This window comes from Citrobacter sp. CK181, from assembly GCF_030333595.1.
Classification (GTDB): Bacteria; Pseudomonadota; Gammaproteobacteria; order Enterobacterales; family Enterobacteriaceae; genus Citrobacter_B; species Citrobacter_B koseri.
This window is the reverse complement of record NZ_JAOWFN010000014.1, coordinates 171225-193359: the sequence shown is the minus strand read 5'-3', so window position 1 is coordinate 193359 and position 22135 is coordinate 171225. Positions and strand designations below refer to the sequence as shown.

The following is a 22135-nucleotide window of genomic DNA, read 5'->3' as shown; positions in this document are numbered from 1 at the left end:
TTTAAACTCCTGATTCGCGAAAATGAATGTCGCTGACCGCGCGCAGACGCTCCGCCGCTTGTTCTGCCGTCAGATCGCGCTGGGTCTCCGCCAGCATTTCATAACCGACCATAAATTTACGGACGGTCGCGGAACGCAGCAGCGGTGGATAAAAGTGCGCGTGCAGCTGCCAGTGCCCGTTCTCTTCACCGTTAAACGGTGCGCCGTGCCAGCCCATGGAGTAGGGGAAGGAGCACTGGAACAGGTTGTCATAACGACTGGTCAGCTTTTTCAGCGCCAGCGCCAGGGAGTCGCGCTGATCGTCGGTCAAATCGGTAATGCGCAGCACATGCGCTTTGGGCAGCAGCAGCGTTTCAAACGGCCAGGCCGCCCAGTAAGGCACGACCGCCAGCCAGTGCTCGGTTTCAACCACCGTACGGCTGTCGTCCGCCAGTTCGCGCTGCACATAATCCACCAGCATTGGGGAGTGCTGCTCGGCGAAGTAGGCTTTTTGCAAACGATCTTCACGCTCGGCTTCGTTCGGCAGGAAGCTGTTGGCCCAAATCTGGCCGTGCGGATGCGGGTTGGAGCAGCCCATCGCCGCGCCTTTATTCTCAAAAACCTGCACCCAGGGGTAGGTTTTTCCCAGATCGGCAGTCTGTTCTTGCCAGGTTTTGATGATGTCCGTCAGCGCGGGGAGGCTCAGTTCCGGCAGCGTCTTGCTGTGATCGGGAGAAAAGCAGATCACGCGGCTGGTGCCGCGGGCGCTCTGGCAACGCATTAACGGGTCATGGCTGTCCGGCGCGTCCGGGGTGTCAGACATCAGCGCGGCAAAGTCATTTGTAAAGACATAGGTGCCGGTGTAATCCGGGTTTTTATCTCCGGTTACCCGCGTATTGCCCGCGCACAGGAAGCAGTCAGGGTCATGGGCGGGAAGCGCCTGCTGAGATGGCGTTTCCTGCGCCCCCTGCCAGGGGCGCTTTGCGCGATGCGGTGAAACCAGAATCCACTGTCCGGTTAGCGGGTTAAAACGGCGATGTGGATGATCGACAGGATTAAATTGCGTCATGACATGTCCTTAGTCTGGATATCCCTGCGGATGGCGTGACTGCCAACGCCAGGTGTCCTGTGCCATTTCGTCAAGTGTGCGGGTTACGCGCCAGTCCAGTTCGCGGTCGGCTTTGCTGGCGTCCGCCCAGTAGGCCGGAAGGTCGCCTTCACGGCGTGGGGCAAAATGATAAGCAACGGGTTTACCGCAGGCTTTGCTGAAGGCGTTAACTACATCCAGCACGCTGTTGCCAACACCGGCGCCAAGGTTGTAAATATGCACGCCTTGTTTGCCAGCCAGTTTTTCCATCGCGGTTACGTGGCCGTCGGCAAGATCCATCACATGGATGTAATCACGCACGCCGGTGCCGTCTTCGGTAGGGTAGTCGTTGCCAAAGACCGCGAGTGATTCGCGACGGCCAACGGCGACCTGGGCGATGTACGGCATCAGGTTGTTAGGAATGCCTTGCGGATCTTCGCCCATATCACCTGACGGATGCGCGCCGACCGGGTTGAAGTAGCGCAGCAGGGCGATGCTCCAGTCCGGCTGCGCTTTTTGCAGGTCGGTCAGGATCTGTTCGACCATCAGTTTACTTTTGCCATATGGGCTCTGCGGCGTGCCGGTCGGGAAACTTTCGACATAAGGAATTTTGGGCTGATCGCCGTAGACGGTGGCGGAGGAGCTGAAGATGAAGTTTTTGACATTGGCGGCGCGCATGGCGCTGATTAAACGCAGCGTACCGTTGACGTTGTTGTCATAGTATTCCAGCGGATTGGCGACAGATTCGCCCACGGCTTTCAGACCGGCAAAGTGAATGACGGCGTCAATCGCGTGGTCATGCAGAATTTCAGTCATCAGCGCTTCGTTACGAATATCGCCTTCAACGAAAGTTGGGTGCTTACCACTTAATCGCTCGATAACAGGCAGTACGCTGCGCTTACTGTTGCAGAGGTTATCAAGGATGATGACATCGTGACCGTTTTTCAGTAACTGTACACAAGTATGACTTCCAATGTAACCGCTACCACCGGTGACCAGTACTCTCATAATTCGCTCCGTTAAGCCTATGGTATGGAATAACCATAGCATAACAAAGATGCGAAAAGTGTGACATGGAATATATTAGTGGAATCGTTTACACTTCGGTTTTTTCACCCGCCGGCGACTGTTATTTAATGATAAATCATATGCTTTAAGAATGATTGCGCCTTTTATCTGAAAAAGCAGTGAAAAAAGGGGCGTGGTCGCACGCCCCCAGTGAACCGCTAACGCAGCGTCGTCTGTTGATAGCGGTAACTCTCGCCTTCCGGTACAAACTCCAGCCGATGGGTAATGCAGCCTGGGGCGTCTTCCGCGTGATGGGAGACAAACAGCAACTGCGTTTCTCCCTCGCTAATCAGTACATCGACAAAGCGGCGAACGAGTTGACGATTCAGCGGGTCCAGGCCTTGTAAGGGCTCGTCAAGAATCAGCAGCGTAGGGTGTTTGACCAGCGCACGGGCGATCAGCGCCAGCCGTTGTTGCCCCCAGGACAGGCTGTGGAAAGGCGCATCCGCAGTGCGTTTGTCCATTCCCAGAATATCCAGCCATTGCTGCGCCAGCTTGTGCTGCCTGTCGGAAACCGCCTGGTAGATGCCAATCGAGTCAAAGTAACCGGAGAGAATGACATTACGCACCGTGGTGCTGACGCGATAATCCAGATGCAGGCTGCTGCTGACATAGCCGATATGTTTTTTGATATCCCAGATTGTTTCACCACTCCCGCGACGGCGGCCAAACAGCGTCAGGTCGTTGCTGTATCCCTGCGGATGGTCACCGGTGATTAAACTTAGCAGGGTGGATTTTCCCGCGCCGTTAGGCCCGACAATCTGCCAGTGCTCACCTGGATTCACCTGCCAGCTCAGATGATTAAGAATAGGGCGGTCGTTATAGGAGACGACGCCATCGTTGAGAATAATGCGCGCCGCGCCGTCCGGCAGGGCGTGGCGGGCAGAAGGCTCATCCGGCTCGGGCAACTTTACGCCTTCCAGTCGTTCGCTATGCGCGAGTTGGGCAATCAGCGCCCGCTGGAGCAAATCCGCTTTTTCCCCCGTTTCCGTTAACGTGCAGTCGGCAAGGACTCCCGCATACTGAACGAATTCGGGGATCTCATCAAAGCGGTTTAACACCAGCACCAGCGTGTAGCCCGACTGGTGCAGCGTGGCGAGAAGATTCGCCAGTTGCTGGCGGGAGGCGACATCCAGCCCGTCAAACGGCTCATCGAGGATTAATAAATCCGGCTCTGACATCAGCGCCTGACAAAGCAGCGTTTTGCGCGTTTCGCCCGTAGAAAGGTATTTAAAACGTCTGTCGAGCAGAGAAGAAATGCCAAACTGCTGCGCCAGTTCGGCACAGCGGGCGGGATTGCTCACCTCATCCTGAATGATTTCTGCCGTAGTTCGTCCGGTGTCGTCTTCGCCAGGGCTGAGCAGGTCGGTGTTGTTGCGCTGCCATTCATCGCTGACCAGTTTTTGCAACTGTTCGAATGAGAGGCGGGTGACGCGCGCGAACTGAGACTGGCGCTCGCCTTTCAGTAGCGTCAGTTCTCCCGCCAGCGCGCGGGCCAGCGCCGATTTCCCGCTTCCATTGGTGCCGACAAAAGCCCAGCTCTCCCCCGCCTGCAACGTCAGCGCACTTAACTGAAGCGTTTTTGTGTCGCTCAGGCGAAACGTACCTTGCGAAATATGCAATGATGACATTTTGTATCCCATTTTTTGCAGCGATGAATGACAGGGATACGTGTTCAAAGAACAGATGTCAATGCACTTAGCACAACGTAGCGATAATCACTCTGTCAGCATTAAAATATGCCGTCACGTTAGCACCTTCTTCCAGCGTGGCGGTCTCTTCAACGGGCAGGGTGGCGCACAACGTCTGGCCGTCAGGTAATGTCATGAGAACTTCGCACTGCTCGGCGCCGCGTTCAATATGGCTGATGGTTCCCTGAAGCTGGTTGTCGGCAGCCCGGGCAATCGCCTCGTCCTGGGTAATGCCAACCCACGGCGCTTTCAGCAGGATCAGGACTTCTTTACCTTCATCAAGGCCAAGACGCTCGCCGCTTTGCGCAGTGATGGCGACCTTCAGTCGCGTTTCGCCGTCGGCCAGCAGCACATCGACATGCTGTTGAACCTGATCGTGATCGCGTGCGGTAATGGTGCCGAACCACTGGTTACGGGCGCTGGTTTGCAAAGAGAAACGGGAAATGGCGGCCAGCAGGCTGTCGAGCGGCAGGGCGTCGTCGTCGCTCAGCACGTCGAACGCTTTTTGCTGAATCTGGGCGAGCAAATCGTAAAGCTGGATCAGGCGCTGACCGTAGCGAGTCAGTATCGCGCCGCCGCCGCCTTTGCCGCCCGTTGCGCGCTCGACGAGCGTCTGCTCGCTGAGTTGGTTCATCTCGTTAATGGCATCCCAGGCGCTTTTGTAGCTGATGCCCGCATCTTTCGCCCCCTGGCTGATGGAGCCGGAAAGCGCGATATGCTTGAGCAGCGAAATGCGGCGGGGGTCCGCAAACAATTTTTGTTGAAGTTTGAGTGTAAGGAGGATTTCGGCCTGCATAACAAGATCCTGGCAAAAGGGTTATTGTGACGGAAAACCGCTTCCGCGCAAAGTCGACCGCACAAAAGGGGAGTGCTTTTCTCATTTATGCAGTTAGAATATCAAAAGAATCCTATCTGGAGTTGACCATGTTAGAGTTATTGAAAAGTCTGGTATTCGCCGTAGTCATGGTTCCGGTGGTCATGGCCATCATTCTGGGGCTGATTTACGGTCTGGGTGAAGTGTTCAACATTTTCTCCGGTATCGGTCAGAAAGACCAGTCCAGACAGAACCATTGATTTTTAAACGCCCGCTCAGTCGGGCGTTTTACTTTCTTCGACTTTCAGGCCGCATTTTTGTTGGCTGTGCCTGTGAGTCTCAGCGCAACCCGAAATCCATTGGGTAGCGCCCTCAAGATCCTGCTTTTCCTGCCGATATTTTCTTTGCGTAACCTCAATTGGGTATCAATAACTTCTGGGAAAAACCTTATTTTCTCGCTATATTTGCGCCTACATAACGACACTCAAAGGAGTTACAGATGGCACGTACATGGTTACGCCTGTTTGCTGGGGCAACATTATCTCTGACTGTTGCCGGACATGCGCTGGCGGATGAAGGGAAAATCACCGTATTCGCGGCGGCTTCGCTGACCAACGCAATGCAGGATATTGCGGTTGAATACAAAAAAGAGAAGAACGTTGACGTTGTCTCTTCATTTGCCTCTTCTTCTACGCTGGCTCGCCAGATTGAAGCGGGAGCGCCAGCGGATCTGTTTATCTCTGCTGACCAGAAATGGATGGACTACGCGGTAGACAAAAAAGCGATTGATACCGCAACGCGTGAAACGCTGCTTGGCAACAGCCTGGTTGTGGTCGCGCCAAAAGCCAGTGAACAGAAAGACATCACCATCGACAGCAAAACCAACTGGACGACTCTGCTGAATGGCGGTCGTCTGGCGGTGGGCGACCCGGAACACGTTCCGGCTGGCATTTATGCAAAAGAAGCGCTGCAAAAACTGGGCGCATGGGATACCCTGGCGCCGAAACTGGCTCCTGCGGAAGACGTGCGTGGCGCACTGGCGCTGGTGGAGCGTAGCGAAGCGCCGCTGGGCATCGTTTACGGTTCTGATGCCGTTGCCAGCAAAGGCGTGAAAGTGGTTGGCACGTTCCCGGAAGATTCCCATAAGAAAGTGGAATACCCGATCGCGATTGTTGATGGACACAAAAACGCAACGGTCAGCGCGTTCTATGACTACCTGAAAGGACCGCAGGCTTCCGAAATCTTTAAACGTTATGGATTTACGACGAAGTAATGATACTGACTGATCCAGAATGGCAGGCCGTTCTACTGAGCCTGAAAGTTTCTTCCCTGGCCGTGTTGTTTAGTCTGCCGTTTGGGATCTTTTTTGCCTGGTTGCTTGTGCGATGCAAGTTTCCAGGCAAAGCGTTGCTCGACAGCGTACTGCATCTGCCGCTGGTTTTACCGCCCGTGGTGGTCGGTTATCTGCTGCTTATCGCGATGGGCCGACGCGGATTTATTGGTCAGTGGCTTTATGACTGGTTCGGAATTACCTTTGCCTTTAGCTGGCGAGGCGCCGTGCTGGCGGCGGCGGTGATGTCTTTCCCGTTAATGGTTCGCGCTATTCGTCTGGCGCTTGAAGGGGTTGACATTAAGCTGGAGCAGGCCGCCAGAACGCTGGGCGCAGGACGCTGGCGTGTTTTCCTCACCATTACGCTACCGCTGACATTGCCTGGCATCATCGTCGGGACCGTGCTGGCGTTTGCCCGTTCGCTCGGCGAGTTCGGCGCTACCATCACTTTCGTGTCTAACATTCCGGGTGAAACCCGCACCATTCCTTCCGCGATGTATACCCTGATCCAGACCCCTGGCGGCGAAAGCGCGGCGGCGAGATTGTGCATTATTTCTATTGTGCTGGCGCTGATCTCATTGTTGATTTCGGAATGGCTGGCGCGTATCAGCCGTGAGCGCGCGGGGAGATAAACATGCTGGAACTCAATTTCTCCCAGACGCTGGGCACCCACTGTCTGACGCTCAACGAAACGCTACCTGCCAATGGGATCACCGCTATTTTTGGCGTTTCCGGCGCCGGGAAAACATCTCTGATCAATGCCATCAGCGGACTGACGCGCCCGCAAAAAGGGCGCATTGTGCTCAATGGTCGCGTGCTTAATGATGTTGAAAATGGCATCTGCCTGACGCCGGAAAAACGGCGCGTTGGTTATGTGTTCCAGGATGCCCGACTGTTTCCGCATTACAAAGTGCGTGGCAATCTGCGCTATGGCATGGCGAAAAGCATGGCCGGACAGTTTGACAAGCTGGTGGACCTGCTCGGTATCGAACCTTTGCTGGAGCGTTTGCCTGGCAGCCTTTCCGGCGGGGAAAAACAGCGTGTGGCGATTGGCCGCGCGTTGCTGACCGCGCCGGAGCTACTGTTGCTTGATGAGCCGCTGGCTTCGCTGGATATTCCGCGCAAACGCGAACTGCTGCCGTATCTGCAACGCCTGGCGCGCGAAATTAATATCCCCCTGCTGTACGTCAGCCACTCGCTGGACGAGATTTTACATCTGGCGGACAGAGTCATGGTGCTGGAAAACGGGCAGGTGAAAGCGTTTGGTGCGCTGGAAGAGGTCTGGGGCAGCAGTGTGATGCACCCGTGGCTGCCGAAAGAGCAGCAGAGCAGCATCCTGAAAGTGAGCGTGCTGGAGCATCATCCGCATTATGCAATGACCGCGCTGGCGCTGGGCGATCAGCACCTGTGGGTCAACAAACTGGAAGAGCCGCTGCAAACCGTGCTGCGTATTCGTATTCAGGCCTCGGACGTGTCGCTGGTATTACAACCACCGATGCAAACCAGTATCCGTAATATCCTGCGGGCAAAAGTGGCAAACTGTTATGACGATAATGGGCAGGTGGAAGTCCAGCTTGAAGTCGGCGGGAAAACGCTGTGGGCGAGAATCAGCCCGTGGGCCAGGGATGAGCTGGGCATCAAACCTGGCCTGTGGCTGTACGCGCAAATCAAGAGTGTTTCAATTACCGCCTGATTACAGCAGGTGGGTATAAATAAACTTCGCAATGCTGTCCGTGGTGTTATCGCCGATCACGATATTCGCCCGCGTTTTCACCGCGTCGTCAGCATTGCCCATCGCGACGCCGGTGCCTGCCGCTTCCAGCATACTGATATCATTGTAGTTATCGCCAAACGCCACCACATTCTCCATCGACCAGCCCTGCGCTTCAATCCACTGGGTAAGGCGCTTCCCTTTGCTGTTCCCTTTACGCGCGATATCCACCTGATCGTGCCAGGACCATTCGCACTCCAGACCCAGCTGATGCTCAACCTGCTGCACGAACTGTTGCAGTTTTGGCAGATTTTCATCGGTCAGCGCGAATTTCCAGACGGCGTTGACGTCGCGTGCCGACTGCGCCAGCGACGGCACCTGAGTAAAGGTCGGGCGCTGTTCCGGCGGCAGCGTCTGCGCCCAGTTAGCGGTACGGATCACATGGCCGGTCGGGCGTTCATAAACCATCGCGTCATCAACGTACATCAGACCGTGAATCTGATGCGCATCCAGCAGATCAATCAATTGCAATGCCTGATCGACAGGCAGCGGATCGGCCTCAAGAACATTTTTTGCTTGATAATCATACAAGTAAGTGCCATTACAGCAAATTGCAGGTGTATCCAGCGCCAGTGCCTGATAAAAAGGATGAATCGCAACGTGATGACGGCCAGTGACGATGATAAGTTGGTAGCCTGCCTCTCTGGCGCGAGAGAGCGCCTCAAGCGAGGAGGGGAGCAATGTTTTTTTCGGCGTCAGTAAGGTGCCGTCTAAATCCAGGGCAATCACACGAGCGGTCATAGGGAGTTCCAGATTAAGGTTGAGAATTTTGCCTGTGGGAATGGTACACCGAGACGGTTGGCCGGACAAAATTCTGAGCGTTAATTCAGCATTCACCGTTAAAAGCGTCTACGTTAAGCTGTATTCCGCAATTGCAGACAGTTGCCATAAGGAAGGAGTAGTCATGAAGCAAACCGTTTATACCGCCAGCCCTGAGAGTCAGCAAATTCACGTCTGGAGCCTGAATCATGACGGCTCGCTGAAGCTGGTGCAGGTGGTTGATGTGCCGGGGCAGGTTCAGCCGATGGTGGTCAGCCCTGATAAGCGCTATCTCTATGTTGGCGTCCGTCCTGAGTTCCGCGTGCTGGCTTACCGTATTGCGCCGGATGACGGCGCGCTGACCTTCGCGGCGGAGTCCGCTCTGCCGGGTAGCCCAACCCATATCTCTACCGATCATCAGGGCCGTTTTGTGTTTGTTGGCTCGTACAATGCCGGTAACGTCAGCGTGACCCGTCTGGATGATGGCCTGCCGGCTGGCGTGGTGGATGTCGTTGAAGGGCTGGAAGGGTGCCACTCAGCGAATATCTCGCCGGATAACCGGACGCTGTGGGTGCCTGCGCTGAAGCAGGATCGCATTTGCCTGTTTACGCTCAGTGACGACGGCAAACTGGTCGCCCAGGAACCGGCGGAAGTCACCACCGTTGAGGGGGCCGGGCCGCGCCATATGGCGTTCCACCCGAACCAGCAATATGCCTACTGCGTGAATGAACTGAACAGCTCTGTTGATGTCTGGGAGCTGAAAGATCCGCACGGCAATATTGAATGCGTGCAGACGCTGGATATGATGCCTGCCGATTTTTCTGACACGCGTTGGGCGGCGGATATCCACATTACGCCGGATGGCCGTCATCTGTATGCCTGTGACCGTACCGCCAGCCTGATTACCGTTTTTAGCGTTTCTGAAGACGGCAGCGTACTGACGAAAGAGGGCTTCCAGCCGACCGAAACGCAGCCGCGCGGCTTTAACGTCGATCATAGCGGTAAGTATCTGATTGCCGCCGGGCAGAAGTCACACCATATTGCGGTGTATGCCATTGCCGGTGAGCAGGGGCTGCTGACGGAGAAAGGCCGTTATGCGGTAGGCCAGGGGCCAATGTGGGTCGTGGTTAACGCGTATTAATATTCCGTGACGTTGTGCCCGGTGGCGCTCGCTTACCGGGCCGTCGGCCGGATACGGCGTTATTGTTGCCGCTGTGGTTCAGCAAAGGGCGTCCACAGCGTGTCTTTATCATCGGCCCAGACATTCAAAAGCAGAGAGAAAAAACGCTCTGCCGGAGGAGAGAGAACGGCGTCTTTGCGCCGGATAATCCCTAACGTGCGTCTGATAACGGGTTCGATCAACGGGATTCCGATAAGCGTGGGATGCACTGTCTGAGGCATTGCCAGCCCCGGCAGCGCAGAAATACCCAGCCCGGCCTCAACCAGCCCAAGCGAGGTCGATAAATGACGAACCTCGTAAAACCAGTCCAGCTTCCAGGGTTTATCCGCCAGATTGTGCTCAATAAGCAGCCTGTTACCGCTGGATGACCGCACGCCAATCAATTTGTAGCCCACCAACTCCTGCCATTCGACCAGTTGCTTACTGGCTAAGGGATGGTTTCGTCGACAGGCCAGAACAAACGGTTCATTCACCAGCGGGGTGAAGTCAATAGCAGAATTTGTGATGCTGTTCATATTTATGCCGAAATCAGCTTCGTTACCCAACACCGATTCCATGCAGTTGTTCGTACCTTTTTCAAGAATTCGTATTTTGATATTGGGGTACAACTCATTAAATTTTCCGATAGCAAGGGGTAGAAAATAGAAAACAGCGGTCGGAATACAGGACAATGTGATCGTGCCGTGGTGATAAGCATTCATTTCGCGAACATTAAAAAGAGCTTCATCCAGTTTTCTTATTAATTCTCTGGCTTCCGGTAACAGCATCCTCCCCGCTTTTGTTAATTCTACTTTACGTGTTGTTCTCTCAAAAAGCAGGGTATGTAAATCATCTTCCATCTTTTTTATTCTGCGAGTTAATGCAGGTTGCGTAATGTTAAGTAATTTAGCGGCTTTGTTAAATGATCCTGCTTCTGCCAGTGTGACAAATGCCTTCATACTTGATAATTCGTGTTTCATCATAACTCCAGAAAATAGAATCCAGGGATTCCCTGATTTGCTGCCCCAGGAGAGAAAAACGTAGTTTATATGTAAATTATCCGTCTTGATTAATGCAAATAAATTATCAATCATAAATTTAAAGTCATTAGCCTCTCTATTCTGCGCGTGCAACCATGTCCTCATTAACGCTAATGTTTTTTAATTGAGGGCAATGTTATGAAAAAAATTCCCTGCACGTTGATGCGAGGGGGAACATCCAGAGGGGCGTTTTTATTAGCAGAACACCTTCCTGAGGAGAGACAGCGGCGCGATGCCATATTGATGGCAATTATGGGATCGGGGAATGAGCTGGAAATAGATGGCATTGGCGGCGGTAATCCGTTGACCAGTAAAGTGGCCATTATCCGTCGTTCGGATGACTCAAAAGCAGATATCGACTATTTATTTGCTCAGGTTCTGGTACATGAACACCGCGTTGATACCACGCCGAACTGTGGAAATATGCTTTCCGCGGTAGGCGCATTTGCGATTGAACATGGCTTAATTGAGACTACGCCGCCCGTCACGCGCGTGCGTATACGTAATGTAAATACAAATACGTATATCGAAGCGGACGTGCAAACGCCGGACGGCGCCGTTGAGTACGAAGGCCAGGCAAAAATCGATGGCGTACCGGGAACGGCCGCGCCCGTGGCACTCACGTTTTTGAACGCTGCTGGCGCCAAAACCGGACAAATTTTTCCGACCGGTCATCGTGTCGATCATTTTAATTCCGTTGCCGTCACCTGTATTGATATGGCGATGCCGGTGGTCATTATCGCTGCCGAAGATGTCGGTAAAACGGGTTATGAATCCCCTGCGGAACTCGATGCCGATACTGAATTATTGCGCCGCATTGAATCCATCCGTTTGCAGGCGGGTAAAGCGATGGGATTAGGCGACGTCAGCAATATGGTTATTCCTAAACCGGTGCTTATTTCCCCGGCCAAACGGGGCGGGACGATCAATGTACGCTATTTTATGCCGCACTCCTGCCATAAGGCGCTGGCGATTACTGGTGCTATCGCGCTTGCCAGTAGCTGTGCGACAGAAGGGACGGTCGCCCACCGGATGACGCAATTGACGGACTATGGCGATATAAATATCGAACATCCGGGCGGATGCCTTGATATTCATTTAACAAATGAAGGTAATGAGCCTTCTTCAATACGTGCTTCTGTTATTCGCACAGCAAGAAAGATTTTTGCAGGTGAAGTTTATATTCCTGAATGATGTTGATCTCATTTCGCTGTGATTAAGGAAAATCAAACAATGCCTTTTCTGTATAACGAATACAGATAAATCAGGGTGCAAAAAATGAATAAAAAATCCATATGGAAGCTAATTATTATATTAGCGATCCCGTGTATTATTGGCTTAATTCCCGCGCCAGCCGGTCTGAGTGAACTCGCCTGGGTTCTCTTTGGCATCTATCTTGCGGCAATCGTGGGGCTGGTGATAAAACCGTTTCCCGAACCCGTTGTATTATTGATTGCCGTCGCGGCATCGATGGTCGTGGTCGGAAATTTAAGTGAAGGGGCGTTTAAAACGACCAGCGTGCTCAGCGGTTATGCCTCTGGAACGACGTGGCTGGTATTTTCTGCGTTTACGTTAAGCGCCGCGTTTGTCACTACTGGCCTTGGCAAACGCATTGCATATATTCTGATTGGTAAGATTGGGAATACCACGCTGGGGCTGGGCTACGTTACGGTTTTTCTCGATCTGGTTCTCTCTCCGGCAACGCCGTCAAACACGGCGCGCGCAGGCGGCATTGTTTTACCTATCATCAACAGTGTGGCCGTCGCGCTGGGTTCAGAGCCTGAAAAAAGCCCCCGTCGTGTCGGTCATTACTTAATGATGTCCGTGTATATGGTCACGAAAACGACCAGTTATATGTTTTTTACCGCAATGGCAGGGAACATACTGGCGCTGAAAATGATCAACGATATTTGCCATCTGCAATTAAGCTGGGGGGGATGGGCGCTGGCAGCAATGGTGCCGGGTATCATTATGTTACTGGTGACGCCGCTGGTGATTTATACCATGTACCCACCAGAAATTAAAAAGGTTGATAATAAGACGATCGCGAAAGCCGGGCTTCAGGATCTCGGGCCAATGAAAGGCCGTGAGAAATTACTGCTGGGTATTTTTGTCCTCGCGCTGTCAGGCTGGATTTTCAGTAAACAACTTGGCGTGGATGAATCAACCGTTGCGATTGTGGTGATGGGCGCGATGTTGTTACTGGGCGTGGTGAGCTGGGATGATGTCGTTAAAAATAAGGGCGGCTGGAATACATTAATCTGGTACGGCGGTATCATTGGCTTAAGCTCTTTATTATCGAAAGTGAAGTTTTTTGACTGGCTGGCTGAACTGTTTAAAAACAATCTCTCTTTTGATAATCATGGTAACGTGGCGTTCTTCGTCATTTTGTTCCTGAGTATTATTGTCCGTTATTTCTTTGCCTCCGGTAGCGCTTATATTGTGGCGATGATGCCGGTATTCGCCATGCTGGCGAATGTCTCTGGCGCGCCATTAATGCTAACCGCGCTGGCCTTATTATTCCCCAACTCTTATGGCGGAATGGTCACGCACTATGGCGGTGCCGCTGGCCCGGTTATTTTCGGGGTCGGTTACAACGATATTAAGTCCTGGTGGCTCGTCGGCGCGGTTCTGACCATCTTAACGTTCCTGGTACATATCACGGTTGGTATCTGGTGGTGGAACATGTTGATTGACTGGAACATGTTGTAATCAACCGTCAGCGTTCATTTTTATTATTAATGACATGGTCTGTTGTCCGTGCATGGAAACATGCACGGCAATGTGGAGTAATGAATGATTAAGTTATATGACAAAGGGATTTATCTCTCCGGTAACAATGAGATAATTGCAGAAGAACAATATTACGGTAATGTACAAAAAGAGGAAGCCAAAAAAGGCACCATCGCATGGTCCATTCTTGCGTCTCATAATACGTCAGGAAATATGGATAAACTTAAAATCAAGTTTGATTCGTTAACCTCCCACGATATTACCTATGTAGGCATAATTCAGACCGCGAAAGCGTCCGGGATGGCGCGTTTTCCATTACCTTATGTTCTCACAAACTGTCATAACTCATTATGCGCCGTTGGTGGAACCATTAATGGCGATGATCATCTTTTTGGACTCTCCGCCGCGCAGCGCTATGGCGGTATTTATGTGCCGCCCCATATTGCGGTCATCCACCAATATATGCGCGAGATGATGGCGGGCGGTGGAAAAATGATTTTAGGCTCAGACAGCCACACGCGCTATGGCGCGCTGGGGACGATGGCCGTAGGGGAGGGCGGAGGTGAACTCGTCAAGCAACTGTTGAATGATAGCTGGGATATCGATTATCCGGGCGTCGTGGCGGTATATCTGACGGGAAAACCGGCGCCAGGCGTTGGCCCGCAGGATGTGGCGTTAGCCATCATTGGCGCCGTATTTAAAAATGGCTATGTCAAAAATAAGGTCATGGAATTTGTGGGGCCGGGCATTAGCGCAATGTCCACGGATTTCCGTAACAGTGTTGATGTCATGACCACGGAGACGACCTGCCTGAGTTCGGTGTGGCAAACGGATGATGAAACCCGTAGCTGGCTGGCGTTACATGGCCGTGAATCGGACTATCGACAGCTGAATCCGCAGCCAATGGCCTGGTACGATGGCTGTATTTATGTTGATTTGAGCACAATTAAGCCGATGATCGCGCTACCTTTCCATCCGAGCAATGTGTATGAAATCGACACGTTAAATGAGAATTTGACGGATATTCTGCACCAGGTAGAAATTGAGTCTGCACGCATTGCCCGTGGGAAAGCCAAAATCTCGCTGCTGGATAAAGTTGAGAAGGGAAGATTAAAGGTTCAGCAGGGAATTATTGCCGGATGCTCAGGCGGTAACTATGAGAACGTCATTGCGGCGGCGAATGCGTTGCGCGGAAAATCGTGTGGTAACGAGACGTTCTCACTCGCGGTTTACCCCTCTTCACAGCCTGTATTTATGGATCTGGCGAAAAAAGGCGTGGTGGCTGATTTAACTGGCGCGGGCGCAATCATCAGAACCGCTTTCTGCGGCCCATGCTTTGGCGCTGGCGATACGCCCTTTAACAACGGGCTGAGCATTCGCCACACCACCCGTAACTTCCCGAACCGTGAAGGTTCGAAACCGGGTAATGGTCAAATGTCCGCGGTTGCGCTGATGGATGCGCGTTCTATTGCGGCGACGGCAATAAATGGGGGCTATCTGACCTCCGCCGCTGAACTGGACTGCTGGGAAAACGTTCCTGACTATGCGTTTGATCCCACTCCGTACAAAAACCGTGTCTATCAGGGTTTTGTTAAAGGGGCGACGCAGCAATCGCTCATCTATGGCCCGAATATTAAAGACTGGCCGGCGCTGGGGGCGCTGACGGAAAATATTCTGCTCAAGGTGGCGTCAAAAATTCTTGATGAAGTCACAACGACGGATGAGCTGATCCCGTCCGGGGAGACCTCGTCTTTCCGCTCAAACCCGGTTGGTCTGGCGGAGTTCACCCTGTCACGCCGCGATCCAGACTATGTTGGCCGAAGCAAAACAACCGCGACGCTGGAAAAACAGCGTCTGGCAGGCGAGGTGAGTGAGCTGGAGCCGGTCTTTGCCCGTATTCGCACAATTGCGGGCCAGGAAACCACCGATCCGTTAGCCACCGGGATTGGCAGCATGATTTATGCCGTTAAGCCGGGAGACGGTTCCGCGCGTGAACAGGCGGCAAGCTGTCAGCGCGTGATTGGCGGTCTGGCGAATATTGCCCAGGAGTATGCGACGAAACGCTACCGTTCGAATGTGATCAACTGGGGAATGTTGCCGCTGCAAATGGCGGGTGAGCCTGGGTTTGACGTCGGGGATTATATTTACATTCCTGGCGTCCGTACGGCGCTGGATCAATGCGCAACCACCTTAAAAGGCTATGTGATTCATGACGATGAAATCACGGAAATCAGTCTGTATCTGGAAAGCCTGACCGCCGAGGAACGTGAAATTATCAAAGCGGGAAGTCTGATTAATTTCAATAAAAACCGTCAGATGTAAAAAAAGGTCGTCACGCCCGGCGTGACGACCTTTTCTCTTTTATCTGGCCTGAAGAATAATCGTCAGCAGATATTATTGCTTCGGTTCGGCAACCACTTTACTGCCTAAACCCCGGTTGTTGTATTCCCACATCCGGTTAAAGTTCGTGTCGTTCAGGTTACGCTGTACCTCGTCTTTATCATCCTTCGCGCCAGTATTCCCGGCAAAAGGACGTTTGGAGATAACGGCGTCAGCCCACGGTTTCGCCATATTGAACCCTTCGTTAATCACGCTATCGCGGATAACGACCTGACCGTTGGTGTTGGCATCCACATCCAGCGAACGACCCAGTTGCGCGACGCCATCACCTGCGGCGGTAAAGCGGCTGCTGGTGGCGAGGAAACCGTAATAAATATTCGACAGCGTTGCCGGAGCGAAAACATACGCTTCCTGCTGGGTACGGGAGTTCACCACGCGGAAATCGGTGTTATCGAACACCACTGCGCCGCGACCGGAAACCATATCCACATCCCCTTCAATGTAACTGTTCGTCACCAGCGTGCGTGGTTGGCGATCGTTTTGCAGGCGGTTCTGCACGCCGCTGTTGGTCACGAAGAAGGTATTCTGGCGACCCAGAATGTTCACTTTATTAATCTGCACTTTGTCGCCGTCAGTGCGTAAGGCCACTGCCGGATGGTTGCCCGCGTCAACGCTGTCACCGAGATTGTTTTCGATGGTCAGATTTTGTAACTGCAAGCCGTCATTCTGTGACCAGACCACCGCAGAACACATCACGCCAATGCTGGCGCCGCGTTTGCTCTGGCAGTTATCAAACATATACCACGCAGGTTTGCCCGGCATGTATTTACCGCCCGGGTTCACTGAACGACGCCAGTCGGTCGTGCTCATTTCGCCGTCAATCGCCTGGCCGATTTTCACATCAATCGCGTTCTCGCCCGTGCCGTACAGCGTCAGGCTGCCAGGCGCCGCCGGGATATACACGGTTCCCTGATACTCGCCCGGCATAATGGCGATGTACAGACGCTTGCTGCTGCGCTGCGTAATTGCCGCATCCACCGCCGCCTGAATGGTGGTGTGCGTCACGCCAGGCGTGCCAGCCGGGCCGACAACGAAGTCAGGTTGCGCAGGCAGCGTAATGGCGGAAGGCGTCCACGGCGCCGTATTCGGCGTCAGTGACGAGAAATAGTGTGCAGCAACGAAATTCTGCGCTTCGTTCGCCGACAGGATCGGACGCGAGGAGGTGCCTGGCGCGGTCTGATCGGATGGGATTTGATCGGGCGGCGTAGAGCTACAGGCGGTCAGCGTCACGCCAAAAGCCAGTGCCAGCGCCAGACGGGAAACCGAAAATGTGTTCACAGGTTGCTCCGGGCTTTGAAAGTTAAATTAATTCCATTGAAGCCTGCTTTTTTATACTAAGTTGAGCGAAACGGGAAGGTGAAAAGGTAAAAAGTTCTTTTTTAGACGCCGCACACCCGACGTTCCAGGCAAGTACATCACAAATAAATAACATTCATGGCCTGTAAGATTGACAACCCCGGCAGAATAAAAAATAAATGTATAGACAACCCATGACAAGTGATGAACCCAATGGCGCAACTTTTACCTGATGACACGATCTGGCGGAATGGCCGACTGGCGACGATGGACCCTGAACGCGGTAGCCCTTATGGGATGGTGGACGATCATGCGCTTGTCGTCCGCCAGGGCCGGATACTGGATATTGTGCCTGCGTCGTCGCTCAACGCCGCGCACCGCAATACCGTGGATCTGCAAGGCCGACTGGTCACGCCCGGATTGATTGACTGTCACACCCACCTGATTTTTGGCGGCACGCGCGCCGGGGAGTGGGAGCAGCGGCTTAACGGCGTGTCGTACCAGCAGATCAGCGCGCAGGGCGGCGGTATCAACGCGACCGTCGCTGCGACCCGGACGGCCTCTGAAGATGAGCTTTTAACCGTTGCGCGTGCGCGGATGGCGCGATTGCTGCAAGAAGGCGTTACGCTGCTGGAGGTGAAATCCGGCTATGGCCTGAATTTCGCCACAGAAGAGAAAATGTTGCGCGTTGCCGCTGCGCTGGCGCATGAAAACAGGGTGGAAATCAGTCCTACCCTGCTGGCGGCACATGCGACGCCAGCAGAATACCGCGACGATCCCGACGGCTATATCACGCTGGTTTGCGAAAGTATTCTGCCCGGATTATGGGCAAAAGGGCTGTTTGAGTCGGCGGATCTTTTCTGTGAAAGCGTGGGGTTTAACCTGGCGCAGAGCGAGCGGGTATTTCAGGCCGCTCAGGCGTTGGGCATTCCGGTAAAAGGGCACGTTGAGCAACTCTCCTTGCTGGGGGGCGCACAACTGGTGAGTCGTTATCAGGGGTTATCCGCCGACCATATTGAGTATCTGGATGAGGCTGGCGTGGCGGCGATGAGTCGCAGCGGCACCGTGGGCGTTCTGCTGCCGGGGGCGTTTTATTTCCTCAAAGAGACGCAGCGCCCGCCGGTGGCGTTGCTCCGCCACTATGGCGTGCCGATGGCGGTTGCAACGGACTTTAACCCCGGCACCAGTCCGTTTATCAGTTTGCATCTGGCGATGAACATGGCCTGCGTACAGTTTGGCTTAACGCCGGAAGAGGCGTGGGCGGGCGTGACGCGGCATGCTGCGCGCGCGCTGGGGCGGCAGACGACGCATGGGCAATTGAAAGCGGGATATGTCGCTGACTTTGCTGTATGGGACGCTGAGCTTCCGGTTGAAATCCTTTATGAACCAGGGCGTAACCCGCTCTGTCACCGTGTATTCAGAGGAGAAGTAACATGACGCAATGGCAACCCGCATCCCCCACGCTCTGGCAGGGGCGTGATGACAGCGCCGAGGCGGCTAACGCGCTGCGTCTCTTTCAGACGGTGACGCGCAGCCCGACGTTTTCTCCCGAAATGTATCGTGAAAAAATCGCCTTGCTCGGCTTTGCCTGTGACGAAGGCGTGAAGCGAAACCAGGGGCGACCTGGCGCTGCTGGCGCGCCGGATGCCCTGCGCCGGGCGCTGGCGAACCTGGCCTCTCACCACGGCCACGATCGGCTGGTGGATTTAGGTAACATTATTGCGCAAGCCCCCGATCTGGAAGGCGCGCAGCAGGCGCTTCGCGATGCGGTACGGCGCTGCCAGCAGGCGGATATGCGCACGTTTGTGCTAGGCGGCGGACATGAAACGGCGTTTGGGCATGGCGCGGGACTGCTCGATGCGTTCCCGCATGCCAGAGTCGGCATTATTAATCTTGATGCGCATCTGGATCTGCGTCGGGCTGACCACGCCACCTCCGGTACGCCGTTTCGCCAGTTGGCGCAATTATGCGATGAACAACAGCGTGAGTTTCATTACGCCTGTTTTGGCGTCAGTCGGGCGGCAAATACGCAGGCGTTATGGGATGAGGCGCAACAACGCGGAGTGACCATCGTAGAAGACGTGGATTGTGATACCGCTCAGGCGCCGTTGGCGCAGGTTATCGACAGCGTGGATAAGATCTACCTGACCATCGATCTTGATGTGCTACCCGCCTGGGAGATGCCCGCAGTGTCTGCGCCCGCAGCGCTCGGTGTGCCGTTGGCGACGGTGATGCGGCTTGTTGATGCCGTTTGTCGCAGCGGTAAGCTACAGGCGGTGGATATGGTTGAATTTAATCCGCGCTTTGACGATGATGGCAACGCAGCGCGTGTTGCGGCACGCCTCGGCTGGCAAATCGCACACGGGTGGCGTTAATCGCGATGTTTGTCCGGCACAAAATCGCGTTACAGGCCGGATAATGCCATCCGGCAAATAAAATCATACGCTTAAGGAAGGCTTACGCATGCTCCCATCCCGTTCTGCCCCTGTGCCTTTCTATGAAAAGGTCAAACAGACGATCAGCGACAACATCGCCAGCGGCGTCTGGCGCCCGCATGACCGTATTCCCTCGGAAGCGGAACTGGTGGCGCAATTTGGCTTCAGCCGGATGACAATCAACCGGGCGTTGCGGGAATTAACGGATGAAGGGCTGCTGGTGCGTTTACAGGGCGTCGGCACATTTGTGGCGGAACCGAAAGGGCAGTCCGCACTGTTTGAAATTCGCAGCATTGCCGATGAAATCGCCGCCCGTCACCATCAGCACCGCTGTGAGGTGCTGACGCTGGAACAGACACAGGCGAATGCGCTTCAGGCCACGGCCCTGAATGTGCGTGAAGGCACGCTGATTTTTCATTCGGTGATGGTGCACTATGAAAACGATCTGCCGGTGCAGATTGAGGATCGCTGTGTGAATGCCGGCGTTGTACCGGATTATCTGGCGCAGGATTACAGCCAGACCACGCCTCATGCATACCTGTCGCTGATCGCCCCGCTAACGGAAGGGGAGCACATTGTGGAAGCCGTGCGCGCCACGGCGGAAGAGTGCGCGCTGCTGAACATTAAGGAGCACGATCCCTGCCTGTTAATTCATCGGCGCACCTGGTCTGCGTCGCACATTGTTTCTCACGCTCGCCTGCTTTTTCCCGGTTCTCGCTACCGGTTGCAGGGCCATTTTATGTCCTGAATGACGGCGCGATAAAAAGCGTGATTGCTGACGCAATATAACAAAAATGTATCTCAGTTGTTAAAATCAGCCTTGCGACAAGTTGTATAGACAAGTATATGTTACTTATCTGTCCGATCATCGTAAGGAGTCTGGTGTCATGCCTCAAAGCAAGTATCGTCAGCAGGATATCCGCGCCCCGAGGGGAACAACCCTGACGGCAAAAAGCTGGTTAACCGAAGCGCCGCTGCGCATGTTAATGAACAACCTCGATCCCGATGTTGCCGAGAATCCGCATGAACTGGTGGTTTATGGCGGCATTGGCCGCGCAGCGCGCGACTGGGAGTGCTATGACGCCATCATCAATGCGCTGACCAAACTGGAGGCCGATGAAACCCTGCTGGTGCAGTCCGGTAAACCGGTCGGCGTGTTTAAGACCCACGAAAACGCGCCGCGTGTCCTGATCGCTAACTCCAACCTGGTGCCGCACTGGGCGACCTGGGAACATTTCAATGAGCTGGACGCCAAAGGGCTGGCGATGTACGGCCAGATGACCGCCGGAAGCTGGATCTACATCGGCAGTCAGGGCATCGTGCAGGGTACCTATGAAACCTTCGTTGAAGCAGGACGGCAGCACTATCAGGGGAATTTGTCCGGGCGCTGGGTGCTGACCGCCGGGCTTGGCGGTATGGGCGGCGCACAGCCGCTGGCCGCGACGCTGGCGGGGGCGTGCTCGCTGAATATCGAATGCCAGCAAAGCCGTATCGATTTCCGTCTGCGTACCCGCTACGTCGATGAACAGGCCACCTCGCTGGACGACGCGCTGGCGCGAATTGAAAAATATACCCGCGAAGGTAAAGCCGTCTCCGTTGCGCTGTGCGCCAACGCGGCGGACGTCGTGCCGGAACTGGTAAAACGCGGCGTTCGCCCGGATCTGGTGACCGACCAGACCAGCGCGCACGATCCGCTGCACGGTTATCTGCCCTCTGGCTGGCGTTGGGAGGAGTATCAGGCGAAAGCGGCGTCAGATCCACAGGGCACGGTACAGGCGGCGAAACGCTCAATGGCGAAGCACGTACAGGCGATGCTGGCGTTCAGTGAAATGGGCGTCCCGACCTTCGATTACGGTAACAATATCCGCCAGATGGCGAAAGAGATGGGCGTAGAGAACGCCTTTGATTTTCCTGGGTTCGTTCCGGCCTATATCCGCCCGCTTTTTTGTCGGGGGATCGGCCCATTCCGTTGGGTGGCGCTTTCCGGCGATCCAGAAGATATTTATAAAACTGATGCCAAAGTCAAAGAGATTGTGGCGGATGACAAACATCTGCATCACTGGCTGGATATGGCGCGTGAACGTATTAACTTCCAGGGCTTACCGGCGCGTATTTGCTGGGTGGGGCTGGCGTGGCGGCAAAAGCTGGGTCTGGCGTTTAACGAAATGGTACGCCGTGGAGAGGTCTCCGCGCCGATCGTCATTGGTCGCGACCATCTGGATTCCGGCTCCGTCGCCAGTCCAAACCGGGAAACGGAAGCGATGCGCGACGGTTCTGATGCGGTATCCGACTGGCCGTTACTGAACGCGCTGCTCAATACCGCCAGCGGTGCGACCTGGGTTTCGCTGCATCATGGCGGCGGCGTCGGCATGGGGTTCTCGCAACATGCCGGAATGGTGATTGTCTGCGACGGCACCGATGAAGCGGCGGCGCGTATCGCCAGAGTGCTGCATAACGATCCGGCGACAGGCGTGATGCGTCATGCTGACGCCGGGTATGAGATTGCGGTTGAATGCGCCGCAGAACAAGGGCTGAACTTGCCGATGATCGCGGCTACTCAAGGAAAACGCTGA

The 22135-nt window shown here is 54.3% G+C and carries 19 protein-coding genes; 12 read left to right on the top strand and 7 right to left on the bottom strand.

Annotated elements, in window-relative coordinates; translation table 11 throughout:
- Window position 1 precedes the first annotated feature (1 nt).
- The 4 genes from galT to modE all read right to left on the bottom strand — a co-directional run bounded on the left by galT (window position 2) and on the right by modE (window position 4621).
- Window positions 2–1048 carry a galactose-1-phosphate uridylyltransferase gene (galT, locus tag OGW17_RS14450; RefSeq protein ID WP_071259665.1) on the bottom strand — a complete coding sequence of 349 codons (1047 nt, stop codon included), beginning with the start codon at window positions 1046–1048 and terminating at the stop codon, window positions 2–4.
- A 9-nt stretch (window positions 1049–1057) separates the two neighbouring features.
- Window positions 1058–2074: a UDP-glucose 4-epimerase GalE gene (galE, locus tag OGW17_RS14445; protein WP_071259662.1), complete on the bottom strand. Its 1017-nt coding sequence runs from the start codon at window positions 2072–2074 to the stop codon at window positions 1058–1060.
- Window positions 2075–2292: 218 nt separating this feature from the next.
- Window positions 2293–3765 (bottom strand): molybdate ABC transporter ATP-binding protein ModF, encoded by a 1473-nt coding sequence (gene modF / locus OGW17_RS14440; protein WP_071259660.1) that lies wholly within the window; start codon window positions 3763–3765, stop codon window positions 2293–2295.
- Window positions 3766–3832: 67 nt separating this feature from the next.
- Window positions 3833–4621 (bottom strand): molybdenum-dependent transcriptional regulator, encoded by a 789-nt coding sequence (gene modE / locus OGW17_RS14435; protein ID WP_012133223.1) that lies wholly within the window; start codon window positions 4619–4621, stop codon window positions 3833–3835.
- A gap of 128 nt (window positions 4622–4749) precedes the next feature.
- On the opposite strand from modE, the gene OGW17_RS14430 reads away from it, so the two are divergent.
- From OGW17_RS14430 to modC, 4 genes are all read left to right on the top strand, one after another.
- Entirely contained in the window at window positions 4750–4899 is a 150-nt protein-coding gene (locus OGW17_RS14430) for an AcrZ family multidrug efflux pump-associated protein (protein ID WP_024130518.1), read from the top strand.
- Between the two features lie 239 nt (window positions 4900–5138).
- Window positions 5139–5912, top strand: coding sequence for a molybdate ABC transporter substrate-binding protein (modA, locus tag OGW17_RS14425; protein ID WP_012133221.1), 774 nt, complete (start codon window positions 5139–5141; stop codon window positions 5910–5912).
- Window positions 5912–6601 carry a molybdate ABC transporter permease subunit gene (gene modB / locus OGW17_RS14420; RefSeq protein WP_012133220.1) on the top strand — a complete coding sequence of 230 codons (690 nt, stop codon included), beginning with the start codon at window positions 5912–5914 and terminating at the stop codon, window positions 6599–6601. Before modA ends, modB begins: the two co-directional genes overlap by 1 nt.
- Window positions 6602–6603: 2 nt before the next feature.
- Complete coding sequence (gene modC, locus OGW17_RS14415; protein WP_012133219.1) at window positions 6604–7662, top strand: molybdenum ABC transporter ATP-binding protein ModC; 1059 nt, start codon at window positions 6604–6606, stop codon at window positions 7660–7662.
- Here the strand turns inward: modC and OGW17_RS14410 are convergent, their stop codons facing one another.
- The gene (locus OGW17_RS14410) at window positions 7663–8481 is read right to left on the bottom strand and encodes a pyridoxal phosphatase (RefSeq protein WP_012133218.1); all 819 of its coding nucleotides are present in this window, start codon (window positions 8479–8481) and stop codon (window positions 7663–7665) included. It abuts the gene before it with no gap.
- 163 nt (window positions 8482–8644) lie between these two features.
- Between OGW17_RS14410 and pgl the strand changes: the two genes are divergently transcribed.
- The gene (gene pgl, locus OGW17_RS14405; protein ID WP_024130516.1) at window positions 8645–9640 is read left to right on the top strand and encodes a 6-phosphogluconolactonase; all 996 of its coding nucleotides are present in this window, start codon (window positions 8645–8647) and stop codon (window positions 9638–9640) included.
- Window positions 9641–9699: 59 nt separating this feature from the next.
- Here pgl and OGW17_RS14400 read toward each other — a convergent pair whose 3' ends face one another.
- Entirely contained in the window at window positions 9700–10638 is a 939-nt protein-coding gene (locus OGW17_RS14400) for a LysR family transcriptional regulator (RefSeq protein WP_047458020.1), read from the bottom strand.
- A gap of 198 nt (window positions 10639–10836) precedes the next feature.
- Here OGW17_RS14400 and OGW17_RS14395 point away from each other — a divergent pair, with 198 nt between their 5' ends.
- From OGW17_RS14395 to OGW17_RS14385, 3 genes are all read left to right on the top strand, one after another.
- The gene (locus OGW17_RS14395; protein WP_071259657.1) at window positions 10837–11892 is read left to right on the top strand and encodes a 4-oxalomesaconate tautomerase; all 1056 of its coding nucleotides are present in this window, start codon (window positions 10837–10839) and stop codon (window positions 11890–11892) included.
- Between the two features lie 84 nt (window positions 11893–11976).
- Window positions 11977–13410 carry an anion permease gene (locus OGW17_RS14390; RefSeq protein ID WP_286452245.1) on the top strand — a complete coding sequence of 478 codons (1434 nt, stop codon included), beginning with the start codon at window positions 11977–11979 and terminating at the stop codon, window positions 13408–13410.
- A gap of 84 nt (window positions 13411–13494) precedes the next feature.
- Window positions 13495–15753 carry a hydratase gene (locus OGW17_RS14385; protein ID WP_071259652.1) on the top strand — a complete coding sequence of 753 codons (2259 nt, stop codon included), beginning with the start codon at window positions 13495–13497 and terminating at the stop codon, window positions 15751–15753.
- Between the two features lie 72 nt (window positions 15754–15825).
- Here the strand turns inward: OGW17_RS14385 and OGW17_RS14380 are convergent, their stop codons facing one another.
- Window positions 15826–17109, bottom strand: a complete 1284-nt coding sequence (locus tag OGW17_RS14380; RefSeq protein ID WP_071259650.1) for a putative acyl-CoA thioester hydrolase — start codon at window positions 17107–17109, stop codon at window positions 15826–15828.
- Between the two features lie 231 nt (window positions 17110–17340).
- On the opposite strand from OGW17_RS14380, the gene hutI reads away from it, so the two are divergent.
- The 4 genes from hutI to hutU all read left to right on the top strand — a co-directional run bounded on the left by hutI (window position 17341) and on the right by hutU (window position 22135).
- Entirely contained in the window at window positions 17341–18564 is a 1224-nt protein-coding gene (gene hutI / locus OGW17_RS14375) for an imidazolonepropionase (protein WP_071260117.1), read from the top strand.
- Window positions 18561–19502, top strand: a complete 942-nt coding sequence (gene hutG, locus OGW17_RS14370; RefSeq protein ID WP_012133208.1) for a formimidoylglutamase — start codon at window positions 18561–18563, stop codon at window positions 19500–19502. Before hutI ends, hutG begins: the two co-directional genes overlap by 4 nt.
- An 88-nt stretch (window positions 19503–19590) precedes the next feature.
- The gene (locus OGW17_RS14365; protein ID WP_012133207.1) at window positions 19591–20310 is read left to right on the top strand and encodes a histidine utilization repressor; all 720 of its coding nucleotides are present in this window, start codon (window positions 19591–19593) and stop codon (window positions 20308–20310) included.
- A gap of 139 nt (window positions 20311–20449) precedes the next feature.
- Entirely contained in the window at window positions 20450–22135 is a 1686-nt protein-coding gene (gene hutU, locus OGW17_RS14360; RefSeq protein ID WP_012133206.1) for a urocanate hydratase, read from the top strand.